Source organism: Streptomyces sp. NPDC002446, assembly GCF_053595675.1.
On the sequence record NZ_JBSFYC010000118.1, the window covers coordinates 1 to 15,490 of the forward strand.

Sequence of the window (15,490 nt, forward strand, 5' to 3'; positions counted from 1 at the left end):
ACGCCGCCCGCGACACCAGCGCCGCGGTCGTCCTGGTCACCCACGAATCCCGGGTCGCCGCCTACTCCGACCGCGAGATCGTCGTCCGCGACGGCAAAGTGAAGGACATGCTGGCGGGCTTGGTATGAGCCTGCTGCGCTCGCACGCCGGCACCGACGGCGGGCGCGGCGACGACCGCGCGCCCACCGCACCCCGGCCCCCGCAGCCGTGCGCCGCCCCGCGCGGCGGCCCCGCCGTCTGGGCCCGGGACCTCGTCATGGGCATGCGGTTCGCGGCCGGCGACGGCCGCGAGGGCTGGATCCGTACGGCGCTGACCGCCGCCGGCGTCGCGCTGGGCGTGGCCGTCCTGCTGCTCGGCGCGTCCGTGCCCACCCTCATGGACTCCTGGCACGGCCGGGAGAAGGCCCGCGAGAACCTCGGCCAGCGCCACGAGCCCCGGCCCGCCGACGACACCCTGCGCTACGCCTCGGTCGACACCACCTTCCACGGCACGCCGATCCGCGGCCGACTGGTGCGCCCCGACGGCGCGCATCCACCGGTGCCGCCCGGTGTCCACCGGCTGCCGGGCGCCGGGAGGATGCTGGTGTCCCCCGCTCTCAAGGAGCTGCTGGACTCCCCCGACGGCGCCCTGCTCCGCGAACGCCTGGACTACGAGATCGCCGGCACCATCGGCGACGCGGGCCTGCTGGGCCCGCGGGAGCTCACCTACCTCGCGCAGAGCGCCACCCTGGCCGCGCCCCACGGCTACCGCATCGACCACTTCGGCAAGGACTGGGACCCCACGCCGATGCGGGCGCCGGCCGTGCTCCTGGTGATCATGGTGTGTGTGGCGCTGATGATGCCGGTGATGGTCTTCATCGGTACGTCCGTACGGTTCGGCAACGAGCGCCGCGAGCGCCGGCTGGCCGCACTGCGGCTGGTCGGTGCCGATGTCCGCACCACCCGCCGGATCGCCTCCGGCGAGGCGCTGTTCGGCTCGCTGCTGGGGCTCGTCGGCGGCGCCGCGCTGTTCCTCGGCGGCCGCCAGTGCGCCCCGCTGATCACCCTGTGGGACATCAACGTCTTCCCCTCGGACGTGGCGCCGGGCCCGCTCACCGCGGCCCTGATCACGCTGCTCGTCCCCACGGCGGCGGTCCTGGTGACGCTCTTCGCCCAGCGCGGCATCACCGTCGAGCCGCTGGGCGTCGTCCGCAACCGCCCGCCCGTCCGGCGCCGGCTGTGGTGGCGGCTCGCGCTGCCCGCCGGGGGCGCCCTCCTGCTGGTCCCGCTGGTGTGGGAGCGGCCCTGGACGGACACCCCGCTGAACACCGCCCGGCTCGCGGCCGGTTCGATGCTGCTGCTGTTCGGCGTCACCGCGCTGCTGCCCTGGCTGGTGGACGCGGTGGTCGGCCGGCTGCGCGGCGGCCCGGTCCCCTGGCAACTGGCCGTCCGCCGCCTCCAGTTGAGCAGCGGCTCGGCCACCCGCGCGGTGGGCGGCATCACCGTCGCGGTGGCCGGCGCGATCGCGGTCCATATGCTGATGACCGGTATGCAGACCGGTTACGCCCAGGCGTACGCGGAGTCCGGCAAGGTCCCGCAGATCGGGCTGTGGAGCACGGCCAAGGGCTGGCCGCACACCGAACGCGCGATCGGCGCGCTCCGCGACACCCCCGGGGTGACCGCGGTCCGCGGCACCATCGACACGCTCGCCGTGCGGATGCCGGCCGCCGGCCGGGCCCCGTCCGACGCTCCGCAGGCCGGCCTCGCCATCGCCAGCTGCGCCGAACTGACCCGCCTCGCCGACCTGCCGTCCTGCCACGACGGCGACGTCTTCCTCAGCACCAACAACCCCGCCCGGGACGCCGCCCTGGCGCCCGGCACGCCCCTCGACCTCAACGTCCGGATCCCGCACGCGGACCCGGTGGCGCCCTACCCCTGGAAGGTCCCCGAGACGGCCCGCGGCGCCCGCCTGCACGCGGCCGGGGCCGGCCTCGACCGCATCGCCTACGACCTGCTGGTCACGCCCTCCGCGATCGACCTCACCCGGCTCGACGAACCCACCACGCAGCTCATGGTCGACTTCGACCGAGCGACCCCGGACGCGGTGGAGCACATCCGCAACACCGCGGCCCGTATCGACCCGGCGATGCACGAGTTCTCCGTGGTCGACAACCCGCACGACAGTCAGCTCTCCAGCGTCCGCACCGGCCTGTTCATCGGCGCCGTGGTCACCCTGCTGCTGATCGGCGCGGGCCTGATCATCTCCACCGTCGAGCAGCTCCACGAGCGCCGCCGCCTGCTGTCCACCCTCGATGCGTACGGCACCCGCCGCGCCACCCTGGGCTGGTCGGTGCTGTGGCAGACCGCCATCCCGGTCGCGCTCGGCCTGGGCCTGGCACTGGCCTGCGGACTGACGCTGGGGACGCTGCTGCTGTCAGTCATCGAGTCCGCGGTGACCGTGGACTGGCCGGTGGTCGCGGCGATGACCGGCATCGGCGGCGGCGTGATCCTCTTCGTGACGGCGCTGAGCCTGCCGCCGCTGTGGCGGATGATGCGGCCGGAGGGGCTGCGGACGGAGTGACGGTGCCCGAACGGGTGAACGTTGTCGTACAAGACGCGTGCGGGTGCCCCGGCCTACGATGATGCTCTCGACACCAGCCACAAGGAGGCACTATGTCTGCCGCAGCGGTCGAGCACCCCTGTGACGGTAAGCCCCCAACTCTGCTCGACGAAGCCGAGCGGCTCGCCGAGCGGAACCCCGGCTATCGAGTCGAGATCCTCGGGGGAGTAATCACCGTGACCCCACCGCCCGACGGCGCCCACGGACAATCACTGACCGACCTCATCTTCACCTTCGCCGCATTGCACGGTGACGAGTCGAAAGTGATCCAAGGCATCGGTCTGTGGCTCCCGGGCGGCCCGTTCGACTTCGCGGTACCCGACCTCGCGGTCGTCGACGCCGACTTCAGGGATCACCTGATCCAGAACAACTGCTACGCCCCGGACACGTTCCGCCTGGTACTTGAGGTCACCTCGTCCAACTACAACGCCGACCTCAAGATCAAGGTCACCGCCTACGCCAATGCCAAGATTCCGGTCTACGTGATCGTGGACCGCAAGCACAACCGCCTGCACGTCCTGCAGGACCCCCTCGCCAACGACTACGCCAAACACCGCGTCTACGCCCCGGGCGAGCACGCCGCCCTCCCCGGCTCCATCGGCAGTGCCGTCACCCTCGACGTAACAGCGATCCTCGAAGCCGCCCGTCCCTGACCCTCACCCCTTCACCATCCGCACCGGCAACCCCCGCAGCGCCCCCCGCAGCGCCGCCGCGAACTGCTCGAACTCCTCCTGGCGGGCGGCGCCCGTGCGCATGGCCAGGGCGATGCGGCGAGAGGGTGCGGGGTCGGCGAAGTAGCCGGTCGTGAGCTGGTCGTTGCGGGCGGTCTCGACCCGTAGCGCGGTGCGCGGGAGCAGGGTGACGCCCAGGCCGCCGGCCACCAGCTGGACCAGTGTGGACAGGCCCGCCGCGCTCGTCGTCACGGGGGTGTTCTCGTCCCGCCCCGCCTCGCGGCAGATGTCCAGGGCCTGGTCGCGCAGGCAGTGGCCCTCGTCGAGGAGGAGCAGGTCCAGTTCCTGGAGGGCCTGGCGGGGGATGTCGCCGCGGCCGCCGAGCCAGTGGTCCTTGGGGGCGACCAGGACGAAGTCCTCGTCGAAGAGCGGGAGTTCGGTGACCTGGGGGACACCGAGGGGGACGGCCAGCAGGAGCAGATCGAGGCGCCCGTGGGCGAGGCCGTCCAGGAGGGAGGCGGTCTGCTCCTCGTGCACCTGGAGGTCCAGGTCGGGGTAGGTGCCGTGGACCAGCCGCAGGACGGCCGGCAGGAGGTACGGCGCGACCGTCGGGATGACGCCGAGGCGCAGTACTCCCGTGAAGGGGGCGCGGGCCGCCTCCGCCTCCTCCATCAGATCGCCGACGGCCTCCAGGACCGTACGGGCGCGGGCCGCCACCCGCTCCCCCGCCGGGGAGAGCAGCACCTTGCGGGTCGTACGCTCCAGGAGCTGCACACCGAGCGCCTCCTCCAGCGCGGAGACGGCGCCGGACAGCGCGGGCTGGCTCATGCCGATCTCGGCCGCCGCCTCGCGGAAGTGCAGATGCTCGGCCACCGCGGCGAAGGCCCGCAGCTGGGCCAGGCTGGGCTGGCGGGGCCGGCCGCCCTGGCTCACCGGTGAAGCCACTGATAACCACCTCCGATCAACATCTACCAGTCTAGCTATTTCCCTGATCAATGCCTCCTGTGGCACGGTGTAACCCGTCCAAGCCTCAGAGAAATACCGAGAGTCCTCAAAAGGGACTTTCTGTGTAAAAGGAGAGCGCGTGCTCACTGTTGGTGACAAGTTCCCCGAGTTCGACCTGACTGCCTGTGTCTCGCTGGAGAAGGGCAAGGAGTTCGAGCAGATCAACCACAAGACCTACGAGGGCAAGTGGAAGATCGTCTTCGCGTGGCCCAAGGACTTCACCTTCGTGTGCCCGACCGAGATCGCCGCCTTCGGCAAGCTGAACGACGAGTTCGCCGACCGTGACGCCCAGATCCTCGGCTTCTCCGGCGACTCCGAGTTCGTGCACCACGCCTGGCGCAAGGACCACCCGGACCTGACCGACCTGCCCTTCCCCATGCTCGCCGACTCCAAGCACGAGCTCATGCGCGACCTGGGCATCGAGGGCGAGGACGGCTTCGCGCAGCGCGCCGTCTTCATCGTCGACCAGAACAACGAGATCCAGTTCACGATGGTGACCGCCGGCTCCGTCGGCCGTAACCCCAAGGAGGTCCTGCGGGTCCTCGACGCCCTCCAGACGGACGAGCTGTGCCCGTGCAACTGGAGCAAGGGCGAGGACACCCTCGACCCGGTCTCGCTGCTGGCCGGTGAGTGAGACCCATGGCTCTCGATGACCTGAAGTCCGCGGTTCCGGACTACGCCAAGGACCTGAAGCTGAACCTCGGTTCGGTGATCGGCAACAGCGACCTGCCGCAGCAGCAGCTGTGGGGCACGGTCCTGGCCTGCGCGATCGCGTCGCGCTCGCCGAAGGTGCTGCGCGAGCTGGAGCCCGAGGCGAAGGCGAACCTCTCCGCCGAGGCGTACACCGCCGCCAAGTCGGCCGCCGCCATCATGGCGATGAACAACGTCTTCTACCGGACCCGGCACCTGCTGTCGGACCCGGAGTACGGCACCCTGCGCGCCGGTCTGCGGATGAACGTCATCGGCAACCCGGGCGTGGACAAGGTCGACTTCGAGCTGTGGTCGCTGGCCGTCTCGGCCATCAACGGCTGCGGCATGTGCCTGGACTCGCACGAGCAGGTGCTGCGCAAGGCCGGCGTGGACCGCGAGACGATCCAGGAGGCCGTCAAGATCGCGTCCGTCCTGCAGGCCGTCGGCGCCACGCTGGACGCCGAGGCCGCGCTCGCCGAGTAACCACGGCGGCATACGGCGCCGGGCGATCCGGCACCGGCAACGCTCATACGGAACCCCGCAGACACACCGTGTCTGTGGGGTTCCGGCGTTCTCGGGCTCCCGTCGTGCCGGGACCGGCCCGGCGGCTCAGTCGCCGGACTCCTCGGGCGCGCGCTTCACCGGGGGCGGGGTCGGGGCCACGCCGATCGCGGTGGCCCCGCGGGGCGCCACCGACATCCGCAGCGCCTGCTCCCGTGAGTACGACCGCAGATAGCCGACGACCGTGTTGGTGACCGCCACCAGCGGGACGGCCACGACCGCGCCGCCGATGCCCGCGATCAGGCCGCCCGCGGCGACCGAGAGGATCACCGCCAGCGGATGCACCCGCACCGCCCGGCCCAGGATGAACGGCTGCAGCACATGGCCCTCGATCTGCTGGACGGCCAGGACGACCGCAAGCACCATCAGCGCCTGGAAGACGCCTTGGGTGACCAGCGCGACGACGCACGCCAGCGCGCCCGAGACCACCGCGCCGATCAGCGGGATGAACGCGAAGAGGAAGATGAAGACGGCGAGCGGGACGGCCAGCGGCACGCTGAGGAAGTAGAGGCCGATGCCGATGAAGATGGCGTCGATGAGCGCCACGATGACCGTGCCGCGCACATAGGCGGTCAGCGTCCGCCAGGCCCGCGGCCCGGCGCCCGCCACGCCCTCCCGGGCCGCGCCCGGCACCAGCTTGAGCAGCCACTCCCAGATCCGCCGCCCGTCGTAGAGCAGGAAGAGCGTGGTGAACATCGCCAGCAGGATGCCGGTGAACACCTCCAGGACGACGGTGACGCCCTCCAGCCCGGCCGAGGTGATCGCCTCGGTGTTGGCGCCGATCGCGTCCTGCAGGTTCTTGGCGATGCTGTTGATCTGACTCTCGGTCACATGGAACGGGCTCTTCAGCAGCCAGCCCTTGAGCTCGGTGATGCCCTCCTGGATACGGCTGGAGACCGAGTCGATATTGTCCTGGACCTGCCACACCACGAACCAGCCGACCAGGCCCATGATGACGAAGCCGCCGATGAAGGTCAGCGCGGTGGCCGGCCCCCGCGGCAGCCCCCGCCGGCGCAGCCAGCCCACCGTCGGCTGCAGCAGCGCGGTGATCAGCGTCGCCGCGACGAACGACAGCACTACCAGCTCGATGGTGGTGATGACGCGCGCCAGCACCCACAGCGTGGCCGCGAGCACCAGCAGCCGCCAGCCCACCTCGGCGGCGACCCGTACACCCCACGGCACGGCCGCGACCGGGTCGGGGCGGGCCGCGACGGCCGGGGCGTAGGAGGGCGGCGCGGGAACGGACTCCGGCGGACGGGCGGCGGACGGCGGGTCGTCCCCGGTCGCGGGGTGCGGCACGCCGTCGACCGCCTCCGGCGTACGGGTGACGATGAGCGTGCCCAACGGGCCGTCACCGGCCGGGCCACCGCCCGGCGAGCCGTTGGCGGTCTTCGACCCGTCTGCCGGGCGCGCCTGAGCGCGCTCGGCACGCCTCAGCTCTTCCGGGTCGCTCGCCGCCGCCGCGGCCTCCGCGCGGCGGCGCTGCTCCTCCAGCCGCTGCGAGAGCCGCGTCAGACCGGCGCCGAGGCCGCCGACCCACTGAGGCAATCTGGACATGTCCCTTCCTCTTCCCCTCCCACACACCACACGCTGACGGACACGACGTTACCTGTGCCGGATGCGCGAAACCCCCGACGCGGTGGCGTTCGGGGGTTTCGGATGCGCTTGTGGTGCGGCCGGCGGGCCTAGTACCAGTTGTTGGCCTGCCAGAACGACCAGGCGCCGCAGGGGCTGCCGTAGCGCTCGTTCATGTAGTTCAGGCCCCACTTGATCTGGGTCGCCGGGTTCGTCTGCCAGTCGGAGCCGGCCGAGGCCATCTTGGAGCCGGGCAGCGCCTGGACGAGCCCGTAGGCGCCCGAGGAGGCGTTGGTGGCCCGGTAGTTCCAGCCGGACTCGTGGTCCACTATGTTGCTGAAGCACTGGAACTGGTCGCCCGCCACCATCTGGCGCGCGAGGGCCTGCGTCTCGGCGATGGTGTACGAGCTCTTGCCGACGAGGTCGCCCAGGTCGTCGCGCGCGTCGGAGCGGGACGCGGCCAGCTCCTTCTTCTTGCGCGCCTCGGCGTCCTTCTTGGCCTTCGCGTCGTCCGCAGCGTCCTTCTTGCTCTGTGCGGTCTCCGCGGCTGCCTTGCGGGCGGCTTCCTGTGCTGACTTGAGGGCTGCCGCGTCCGCCTGGGTGGACGCGTCGTCCGCCTGCTGCGTCAGGGAAGCCGTCTGCACCTGTGCCTGAGCGCCCGCGGGGATGTCGGCGATCGTCGCATCGGCAGCGGCGGCCTCGGTGTTGCCAACTGAGGCGGGCTGTCCTGCGGCGACGCCGACGACGGCGCCGACGGTGGTGACCGCGGTGGCGGAGGCCACGGCGAATCCCCGGACCGAGATCCGGCTCACACGTTTTCCTTCCAGCATCGCCCGCATAGGTGACCTCGCGGACGCAATCGTGCCCCTGACGCTGGCCTCCCCTTGTTCCGGCCCCTGTTGAGCGGGCGGGACCGGCTGGTCACGGGAGGCACTGGCCCGGTACGTCCCCCTCGGGGTCCGCGTGGTGCTTTCGGGCGGCATACGGCGACTCGCTATGAAGTTCGTTGGTTTACTACACCGCTGGGGGTGTGCTGTGCCGTATGCGGGGCCTGACAGGACCCAGACTCTGCCCGAACGACACACCGGGAATCAATTCCCGGCCGGGTGTGAAAGCTCACACCTCGTTTACCCCTCGGGATTTCCGGATATCGGCGCGCAGCACAACGCCGCCCGGCTAAGCTCCTTCGCTTCGCCGGGCGGCGCCGCCCTACAAGGGGTCAGATCCGGACAACCGTCAGATCCGGCCGTCCTCCAGCATTTCGGTCACCAGCGCCGCAATCGGCGAGCGCTCCGAGCGGTTCAGCGTGATGTGCGCGAAGAGCGGATGCCCCTTCAGCTTCTCGACGACCGCGACCACTCCGTCATGGCGCCCGACCCGGAGGTTGTCGCGCTGGGCGACGTCATGCGTCAGCACGACCCGGGAGTTGGCGCCGATACGGGACAGAACCGTCAAAAGTACGTTGCGCTCCAGGGACTGGGCCTCGTCCACGATGACGAACGCGTCATGCAGCGAGCGGCCGCGGATATGGGTCAGCGGCAGCACCTCCAACATGCCGCGGCCCACCACCTCTTCGATGACGTCCTTGCTGGTCACCGCGGACAGCGTGTCGAAGACCGCCTGCGCCCAGGGGCTCATCTTCTCCGCCTCGCTGCCCGGCAGATAGCCCAGCTCCTGCCCGCCGACGGCGTACAGCGGGCGGAACACCATCACCTTGCGGTGCTGCCGGCGCTCCAGTACGGCCTCCAGGCCCGCGCACAGCGCCAGCGCCGACTTGCCGGTACCGGCCCGCCCGCCCATCGAGACGATGCCGACGTCGGGGTCGAGCAGCAGATCCAGCGCGATCCGCTGTTCGGCGCTGCGGCCGTGGATCCCGAACGCCTCGCGGTCGCCGCGCACCAGCCGGACCGCGCCCTCCGCGGTGACCCGGCCGAGCGCCTTGCCGCGCTCGGACTGCAGCACGAGTCCGGTATGCACCGGAAGTTCGGAGGCTCCCGGTACGTACGCGGTCTCGTCGGCGTACAGATCGTCGACCTGGTCCGCGGGGACGGCCAGCTCGGCCATCCCCGTCCAGCCGGAGTCGGTGATCGCCAGCTCGGCCCGGTACTCCTCGGCCAGCAGACCGACCGAGGACGCCTTGATGCGCATCGGCAGGTCCTTGGAGACGACCGTGACGTCGTACCCCTCGGCCTGGAGGTTGCGGGCGACGGCGAGGATCCGCGAGTCGTTGTCGCCGAGCCGGTTGCCGTTCAGGAAGGCCGCGGGCAGGATCCCGGGGTCGGAGTGGTTCAGTTCGACCCGGAGCGTCCCGCCGAGCTCCCCGATGGGGAGGGGCGCGTCCAGCCGCCCGAACTGCACCCGGTACTCGTCGAGCAGGCGCAGCGCCTGCCGGGCGAAGTATCCGAGCTCGGGATGGTGCCGCTTGGCCTCCAACTCCGTGACCACCACGACCGGCAGCACGACCTCGTGCTCGTCGAAGCGGGCCATGGCGCCTGGATCCGCCAGCAGCACACTGGTGTCGAGGACATAAGTGCGCCGGTCGTTCTCACGGCGCTGCTTGCTGTTCACCACGGGTGGACGAACCCCCTCGGATGAGGTTGGGGTGCGACGGCGTCGCGGGGCGGTGTGCTCCCAGGGGACCGAGCCCCCGGGACCCCCGGCCATCGAATGACCGGACCGGGCTCAGGCCACGATGCGTGGACCGAGCGCCGGCCCCTCGCGTCGCCCGTGCGGTACGCACGGATCTCCGTGATGTGCAAAGGGCCTCCCGGGCGGACGGCCCCATGCCGTCCGCTGAGATGCGGCGCCCGATGGCTTGTTCCGGACGCCGACCTGGAAGGGATATTCCCTCGAACCCCCGACCCCATGCCACGGCATATGACGCACGGCCGATGAACCTTTGGTTACGCGTGATCGCCGGGGACGGCGAGCCGGCCGGGGTGCCCACAGGAGGGTGCGTCAGAAGAGCCCCCACCAGGGGCGGGTAGGCGTCCGCACGGCCGGGCGGGCCGGAAAGCGGCCCCCGTGAGGGCCGGGCCAGGGCCTCTAGAAGCCGTAGCGGCGGTGGCGGGCCGCGTAGTCGCGCAGGGCGCGCAGGAAGTCGACCTTCCGGAACGCCGGCCAGAAGACCTCGCAGAAGTAGTACTCCGAATGGGCGCTCTGCCACAGCATGAAGCCCGACAGCCGCTGCTCGCCGCTGGTGCGGATCACCAGGTCCGGGTCCGGCTGGCCGCGGGTGTAGAGGTGTTCCGAGATCAGATCGATGTCGACGATCTCGGCCAGTTCCTCGAAGGAGGTGCCGCGCTCGGCGTGTTCCAGCAGCAGCGAGCGCACCGCGTCCGCGATCTCCTGCCGGCCGCCGTACCCCACGGCGACGTTCACCAGAACGCCGCTGTTGTCGAGGGTGGTCTGCTCGGCCTCCTTGAGCACCTTCTGGGTGGCCTCGGGCAGAAGGTCCCGATTGCCCACGTGGTGGACCCGCCAGCGGCCGTCGGCGGCGAGGTTGCGCACGGTGTTCTCGATGATGCCCAGCAGCGGGGTCAGCTCGGCCTCGGGCCGGTCGAGGTTGTCCGTCGACAGCAGCCAGAGCGTGACGACCTCGACATCGGTCTCCTCGCACCAGCCCAGCAGCTCGTCGATCTTGGCCGCACCCGCCTGATGGCCCTGCTCCGTCGTCCGCCCGTCGGCCCGCGCCCAGCGGCGGTTGCCGTCCAGGATGACGCCGATGTGCTTGGGCACCTGGGCATGGTCCAGGCGACCCTCCACCCGGCGCGCGTACAGCCGGTACACCAGATTGCGCAGTGCAGGCGGATAAGGGATGCGCACCCCGGAAGATCGCAGCATGTTGGTCCAGCCCCTCCGTGCCGAATGGCGGTCGCCCCGTCGCCTCAAGTGGGCAACTTTACTTCTCGCCTGTCGCGACAGCCCAATCAGGTATGTCACAACTACGTGATAGGGAGATGAGCATGACTGGCACCGACTACCGCGCCGCGGATTCCCGCTACGACTCGATGAAGTACCGGCGAACGGGCCGCAGCGGACTCAAACTCCCCGCTGTCTCCCTTGGACTCTGGCACAACTTCGGGGACGACCGCACCCTGAGCTCCCAGCGGGCCATCCTGCGCCGGGCCTTCGACCTGGGTGTCACCCACTTCGATCTGGCCAACAACTACGGCCCGCCCCCCGGGTCGGCCGAGCTGAACTTCGGAAAGATCTTCGCGCAGGACTTCCGTGGCCACCGCGACGAGATGATTCTCTCGACGAAGGCCGGATATCTGATGCACCCGGGCCCCTACGGCGAATGGGGTTCGCGGAAATATCTCCTCTCGTCGTTGGATGCGTCACTGAAGCGGATGGGTGTCGATTACGTCGATATCTTCTACTCGCACCGATTCGATCCGGACACTCCGCTGGAGGAGACGATGGGCGCGCTGGCGTCCGCGGTGCAGCAGGGCAAGGCGCTGTACGTCGGGGTCTCCTCCTACAAGGCCGAGCAGACCCGCGAGGCGGCCGGCCTCCTGCGCGACATGGGGGTGCCCGCGCTGATCCACCAGCCCTCGTACTCGATGATCAACCGCTGGATCGAGGACGACCTGCTGCTGGACACCCTGGAGGACGAGGGCATGGGCTGCATCTCCTTCGCGCCCCTGGCCCAGGGCATGCTCACCGACAAGTACCTGAACGGCATCCCCGAGGGCTCGCGCGCCTCCCAGGGCAAGTCCCTGGACCCGGGCCTGTTCTCCGACGAGGTCGTCCGCCGGCTGCGCGGCCTCAACGACATCGCCGCCCGCCGCGGCCAGTCGCTGGCCCAGCTCGCCCTCGGCTGGGTACTGCGCGACGACCGCATGACCTCCGCCCTCATCGGCGCCAGCAGCGTCACCCAGCTGGAGGCCAATATCGCGGCCCTCGACGCCCCGGCACTGACGGACGCCGAGCTGACCGAGATCGACGAGTTCGCGAAGACGACGGACGGGGTGAACATCTGGGCCCGTCGCTAGGGGCCGCACCCCGTCTGCGGCGGGGCCCCGAACGCTGCCGGGGCGCCCGCAGGCGGACAAAGAAAAGCGGGCCGGTCCGTGGGGGGGATACGGACCGGCCCGAGGGGGGGTTTCCACCATAACCCCGCGAGGGGCGTGCTGCGTGCACCGGCGCGCGCCGCGGCGTGGCCCAGATCACCCGCGGCGCGCGGGGCGGCTTCGCTCCCGCGGGCGCGCGGCGGGGTCAGGCGGCCGCGGCGGCGCCCGGGAGCAGCCCGCAGAATGCCCCAATGATCATGAATGGCCCGAGTGGCATGGCCTCGTTTCGGGCGCCGCGCCGCACCAGCATCAGCCCCGCCCCGTAGAGCGCTCCGATCAGGACCCCCGCCGCGCCCCCGGTGACGAGGGCGGGCCAGCCGTACCACCCAAGGGCGACCCCCAGGCCGGCCGCCAGCTTGACGTCGCCCAGTCCGAGCCCCGACCGGTTGATCACATGGAGCAGGAGATACCCCGCGGCGAGGAACAGACCGCCCAGCAGCGCCCGCCGCCACGCACCGGTCTGTCCCGTCAGCCCGCCGACGAGCCCCAGCGCCCCCGCCGCGACCACCGCCAGCGGCAGCGTCAGCTCGTCCGGGAGGCGTCGCACCCGCCAGTCGACGGCCGCCAGCAGCACCGCGACCGGCGCCATCACCAGCCAGACGGCGAGTTCCGGCCGCGGTCCGGTGGCCGCCGCCAGTGCCGCGCAGACCAGCGCGGTGACCAGCGCCGTCGGCAGCGCCCGCGGCCCGTACGCCCCGCAGTCCGGGCAGTGCCCCCGCCCCAGCCAGCCCCGCGCCGCCCCCGTGATCGCATGCCCGCTGGGACAGGCCGCGCGCCATCCCTCCTCCGGCTCGACGGCCATCCGGTGGACGGGCCGCGGTATGAGCAGCCCGGCCGCGGCCCCGTAGGCGGCGGCGAGAACCATCAGCGTCAGTGCCACGCGTCGACCCTAGAGTGCCGGCGGGCCCGCGGGCCGTCCCGCGGAACTGATAGAACGCTGGGCATGGCGCGTTGGGAGGACGGACCGGGGATGCTGCGCGGCGAGGCGGAGGCCGGCGCCGCGCCGGACTGCGTACTGGCGTCCGGTGCCGGCGTTCCGCTGGAGATCGCGGCGTCCTACCGCGCCCGCACCCGCGGTCTGCTGGGCCGCGACGGCATCGAGGGGGCGCTGCTGCTGACCCCGGCGAGCGGTGTGCACACCTTCCGGATGCGGTTTGCGATCGATGTCGCCTATCTGGGGCGGGACTTCACGGTGCTGGCCGTACGGACCATGCGGCCGGGCCGGCTGGGCCTGCCCCGCCTGCGCGCCCGGCACGTCCTGGAGGCACCGGCCGGGGCGATGGCGCGGTGGGGGCTGCGGCCGGGACTGCGCCTCACCGTCGAAGCGGCCGGCCGCTGACGCCCCGCGCGGCTCAGTCGAGCGGCTGCCAGTCGGCGACCAGGGCCAGCAGTCCGGGGAACCGGGCCTCCAGATCGTCGATCCGGACATGGCTGCGCCGCTCCAGCCCGTACTGCCGCTGACGGATCAGTCCGGCCTCCCGCAGGCTGCGGAAGTGGTGGGTGAGGGAGGACTTGGGCCGGTCGAGACCGAGCCAGCCACAGGTGTGGTCGAAGTCCTCCGACTCCAGCAGGAGCCGGCGCACGATGTGCATCCGCAGGGGGTCGCTCAGCGCGCCCATGACGGTTTCCAGCCGCAGGGCGTCGCGCGCCGGTTCCGGCAGCGGCTCGGGCGCCCCGGGCGGGACGGGCCGCCGGAGCCCGGCGAGATCGCGCCGCACCGCGCCAGTGCCCTGCGCCTCTCCGGTGCGTGCTTCTGCCCTGGACGACATCCCGGCGCCTCTCCCTCTCGGCAGACCCATCCCTAGTACGACTTGCATCGTACTGCAGTTGCCTGTACGAATCTCCTCGTACCGCTTGTACGAATCAACTCGTACTAGCCGGACGAGGAGGGGACCCCCATGCCCGAAACCCGCACCGCACCGACGCCCCGGACCGCGGCACCGCCCGAGCCCGCAGGCGCGCCGCTGCCCGCACCACCCCCCGCCCGCGAGATCTGGTTCGCCGCCTGGCCCGTGGTCGCGATCTTCATCCTGTCGAATGCGGCGATGCCGCTGTACGGGCTGTGGCAGCGCCAACTCGGCTTCGGCTCCGGCACCTTGACGCTGATCTTCGCCGCATATGTGGTCGGGCTGCTCGGCGCGCTGGTGGTGGCGGGGGTGGCCTCGGACCGGATCGGGCGCAAGCCGGTGCTGGTGCCGGCGCTGCTGCTGGGCATCGCCGCTTGCCTCGGCTACGCCACCGCGCCCTCGGTGGCCGCACTGGCCGCGGCCCGGCTGCTGACCGGCATGGCCACCGGCGCCGCCGTCTCCGCCGGCATGGCCGCGGTCACGGACATCGCGGCCGGCCGGAGAACCGGGCCGCTGCTCGCCTCCACCGCGATGGTCCTGGGCGCCGGGATCGGCCCCGTACTGGCCGGGGTGCTGTCGCAGACCGCGCCCGCGCCGACCGTCACCGTCTTCGCCGTCGAAGCGGTCCTGCTGGCCACGGCGTTGGCGGTGGTGGCCAGGATGCCGCTGCCGCCGCGGCGGCCGGGCACCGGCGCCGCGCCCGCCGGCTCCTGGGTGCGGCTGCCGTCCGTGCCCCGCGCCAACCGCCGCCATCTCGCCCTGGGACTCGCGGCGTTCGCCCCCGGCATCAGCGCCACCGCGTTCGTGCTCTCCCTGGGGCCGTCCCTGCTGGCCGGGCTGCTCGGTACGGCGGACCGGGCACTGGCGGGCGGTCTGGCGCTGGCGATGTTCCTGGCCGCCACCGGAGTGCAGTTCGCGCTGCGGCGCCCGGCCGTCCGTACGGTCCTGCTGATCTCCGGCGCGGCCACCGTCGCCGGCACGCTCGCCCTGGTCACCGCCGTGCACACCGCCACGCTCGGGCCGCTGATCGCCGCGGTGGTCCTGGCCGGCGCGGGCCAGGGCGCGGGCCAGCTGGGCGGGCTGACCCTGCTCAGCCGCGAGGTGCCGGCCACTCGTCGCGCAGAGGCCAACGCGGCTCTGAACGCGGGCGGTTACCTCCTCGCCGGCGTCCTCCCGGTCGCCGACGGCTACCTCGGCGACGCCATCGGCCTCCCGGCGGCCGCCACCGCCTTCGGCCTCGCGGTGGCCGCCCTCGCCGCGGCGGGCGCGCTGCTGGTCGCGGTACGCGGCACGGACGCCTGACGGATCGTGGGCGGCCACCCGTCCGCTGCGCTTGGCTTGCCGCGCACGTTTTCGGCTTTCCCGCCGCGGTGGTTGTTCGCCGTTGCGCCTGCGGCGGGCTGTTGCCGCTGCGCGGGGCTGTTCGGCTGCCGGTGACGGTCCTCCGGGGTAGGGGTGTGGGACTGC

14 protein-coding genes and 1 pseudogene are annotated in these 15,490 nt (G+C 71.7%); 8 read left to right on the plus strand and 7 right to left on the minus strand.

The window, feature by feature from the left end; translation table 11 throughout:
* The 3 genes and pseudogenes from ACWD6P_RS35325 to ACWD6P_RS35335 all read left to right on the plus strand — a co-directional run.
* Window positions 1-128 (plus strand): annotated as a pseudogene (locus tag ACWD6P_RS35325) (ABC transporter ATP-binding protein); the annotation flags it as partial.
* Window positions 125-2,560: an FtsX-like permease family protein gene (locus tag ACWD6P_RS35330; RefSeq protein ID WP_451448309.1), complete on the plus strand. Its 2,436-nt coding sequence runs from the start codon at window positions 125-127 to the stop codon at window positions 2,558-2,560. The pseudogene ACWD6P_RS35325 and the gene ACWD6P_RS35330, both read left to right, overlap by 4 nt.
* Window positions 2,561-2,652: 92 nt before the next feature.
* Window positions 2,653-3,252, plus strand: coding sequence for a Uma2 family endonuclease (locus ACWD6P_RS35335; RefSeq protein WP_451448310.1), 600 nt, complete (start codon window positions 2,653-2,655; stop codon window positions 3,250-3,252).
* Window positions 3,253-3,255: 3 nt separating this feature from the next.
* On the opposite strand, the gene ACWD6P_RS35340 is transcribed toward ACWD6P_RS35335, so the two are convergent.
* Window positions 3,256-4,215, minus strand: a complete 960-nt coding sequence (locus ACWD6P_RS35340; RefSeq protein ID WP_451448311.1) for a LysR substrate-binding domain-containing protein — start codon at window positions 4,213-4,215, stop codon at window positions 3,256-3,258.
* 139 nt (window positions 4,216-4,354) lie between these two features.
* Here ACWD6P_RS35340 and ACWD6P_RS35345 point away from each other — a divergent pair, with 139 nt between their 5' ends.
* Window positions 4,355-4,909 (plus strand): peroxiredoxin, encoded by a 555-nt coding sequence (locus ACWD6P_RS35345; protein ID WP_393489340.1) that lies wholly within the window; start codon window positions 4,355-4,357, stop codon window positions 4,907-4,909.
* Between the two features lie 5 nt (window positions 4,910-4,914).
* Window positions 4,915-5,448, plus strand: a complete 534-nt coding sequence (locus tag ACWD6P_RS35350) for an alkyl hydroperoxide reductase (RefSeq protein ID WP_384432387.1) — start codon at window positions 4,915-4,917, stop codon at window positions 5,446-5,448.
* A 126-nt stretch (window positions 5,449-5,574) separates the two neighbouring features.
* On the opposite strand, the gene ACWD6P_RS35355 is transcribed toward ACWD6P_RS35350, so the two are convergent.
* From ACWD6P_RS35355 to ACWD6P_RS35370, 4 genes are all read right to left on the minus strand, one after another.
* On the minus strand, window positions 5,575-7,083 hold the full coding sequence (locus tag ACWD6P_RS35355) for an AI-2E family transporter (RefSeq protein WP_451448312.1): 1,509 nt from the start codon (window positions 7,081-7,083) through the stop codon (window positions 5,575-5,577).
* A 128-nt stretch (window positions 7,084-7,211) separates the two neighbouring features.
* Window positions 7,212-7,913, minus strand: a complete 702-nt coding sequence (locus ACWD6P_RS35360; protein WP_451448313.1) for an aggregation-promoting factor C-terminal-like domain-containing protein — start codon at window positions 7,911-7,913, stop codon at window positions 7,212-7,214.
* 424 nt (window positions 7,914-8,337) lie between these two features.
* Window positions 8,338-9,672 carry a PhoH family protein gene (locus ACWD6P_RS35365; protein WP_451448314.1) on the minus strand — a complete coding sequence of 445 codons (1,335 nt, stop codon included), beginning with the start codon at window positions 9,670-9,672 and terminating at the stop codon, window positions 8,338-8,340.
* A 474-nt stretch (window positions 9,673-10,146) separates the two neighbouring features.
* A complete protein-coding gene (locus ACWD6P_RS35370) occupies window positions 10,147-10,944 on the minus strand; it encodes an isoprenyl transferase (RefSeq protein WP_451448315.1) in 798 nt (265 codons plus the stop codon).
* Between the two features lie 122 nt (window positions 10,945-11,066).
* On the opposite strand from ACWD6P_RS35370, the gene mgrA reads away from it, so the two are divergent.
* The gene (gene mgrA / locus ACWD6P_RS35375) at window positions 11,067-12,098 is read left to right on the plus strand and encodes an L-glyceraldehyde 3-phosphate reductase (protein ID WP_451448316.1); all 1,032 of its coding nucleotides are present in this window, start codon (window positions 11,067-11,069) and stop codon (window positions 12,096-12,098) included.
* Between the two features lie 223 nt (window positions 12,099-12,321).
* Here the strand turns inward: mgrA and ACWD6P_RS35380 are convergent, their stop codons facing one another.
* Window positions 12,322-13,056 (minus strand): prepilin peptidase, encoded by a 735-nt coding sequence (locus tag ACWD6P_RS35380; protein ID WP_451448317.1) that lies wholly within the window; start codon window positions 13,054-13,056, stop codon window positions 12,322-12,324.
* A 63-nt stretch (window positions 13,057-13,119) separates the two neighbouring features.
* Here ACWD6P_RS35380 and ACWD6P_RS35385 point away from each other — a divergent pair, with 63 nt between their 5' ends.
* Window positions 13,120-13,515 carry a DUF192 domain-containing protein gene (locus ACWD6P_RS35385; protein ID WP_451448318.1) on the plus strand — a complete coding sequence of 132 codons (396 nt, stop codon included), beginning with the start codon at window positions 13,120-13,122 and terminating at the stop codon, window positions 13,513-13,515.
* Between the two features lie 13 nt (window positions 13,516-13,528).
* Here ACWD6P_RS35385 and ACWD6P_RS35390 read toward each other — a convergent pair whose 3' ends face one another.
* Entirely contained in the window at window positions 13,529-13,945 is a 417-nt protein-coding gene (locus ACWD6P_RS35390) for an ArsR/SmtB family transcription factor (protein ID WP_451448319.1), read from the minus strand.
* A gap of 129 nt (window positions 13,946-14,074) precedes the next feature.
* Between ACWD6P_RS35390 and ACWD6P_RS35395 the strand changes: the two genes are divergently transcribed.
* Window positions 14,075-15,325: an MFS transporter gene (locus tag ACWD6P_RS35395; RefSeq protein ID WP_451448320.1), complete on the plus strand. Its 1,251-nt coding sequence runs from the start codon at window positions 14,075-14,077 to the stop codon at window positions 15,323-15,325.
* The last annotated feature ends 165 nt before the right edge of the window (window positions 15,326-15,490 follow it).

Coding starts and splice junctions, on each gene's coding strand:
- ACWD6P_RS35390 (WP_451448319.1), bottom strand. CDS start 13,945: ATGTCGTCCAGGGCAGAAGCACGCACCGGAGAGGCGCAGGGCACTGGC.
- mgrA (WP_451448316.1), top strand. CDS start 11,067: ATGACTGGCACCGACTACCGCGCCGCGGATTCCCGCTACGACTCGATG.
- ACWD6P_RS35350 (WP_384432387.1), top strand. CDS start 4,915: ATGGCTCTCGATGACCTGAAGTCCGCGGTTCCGGACTACGCCAAGGAC.
- ACWD6P_RS35385 (WP_451448318.1), top strand. CDS start 13,120: ATGGCGCGTTGGGAGGACGGACCGGGGATGCTGCGCGGCGAGGCGGAG.
- ACWD6P_RS35370 (WP_451448315.1), bottom strand. CDS start 10,944: ATGCTGCGATCTTCCGGGGTGCGCATCCCTTATCCGCCTGCACTGCGC.
- ACWD6P_RS35355 (WP_451448312.1), bottom strand. CDS start 7,083: ATGTCCAGATTGCCTCAGTGGGTCGGCGGCCTCGGCGCCGGTCTGACG.
- ACWD6P_RS35330 (WP_451448309.1), top strand. CDS start 125: ATGAGCCTGCTGCGCTCGCACGCCGGCACCGACGGCGGGCGCGGCGAC.
- ACWD6P_RS35335 (WP_451448310.1), top strand. CDS start 2,653: ATGTCTGCCGCAGCGGTCGAGCACCCCTGTGACGGTAAGCCCCCAACT.
- ACWD6P_RS35395 (WP_451448320.1), top strand. CDS start 14,075: ATGCCCGAAACCCGCACCGCACCGACGCCCCGGACCGCGGCACCGCCC.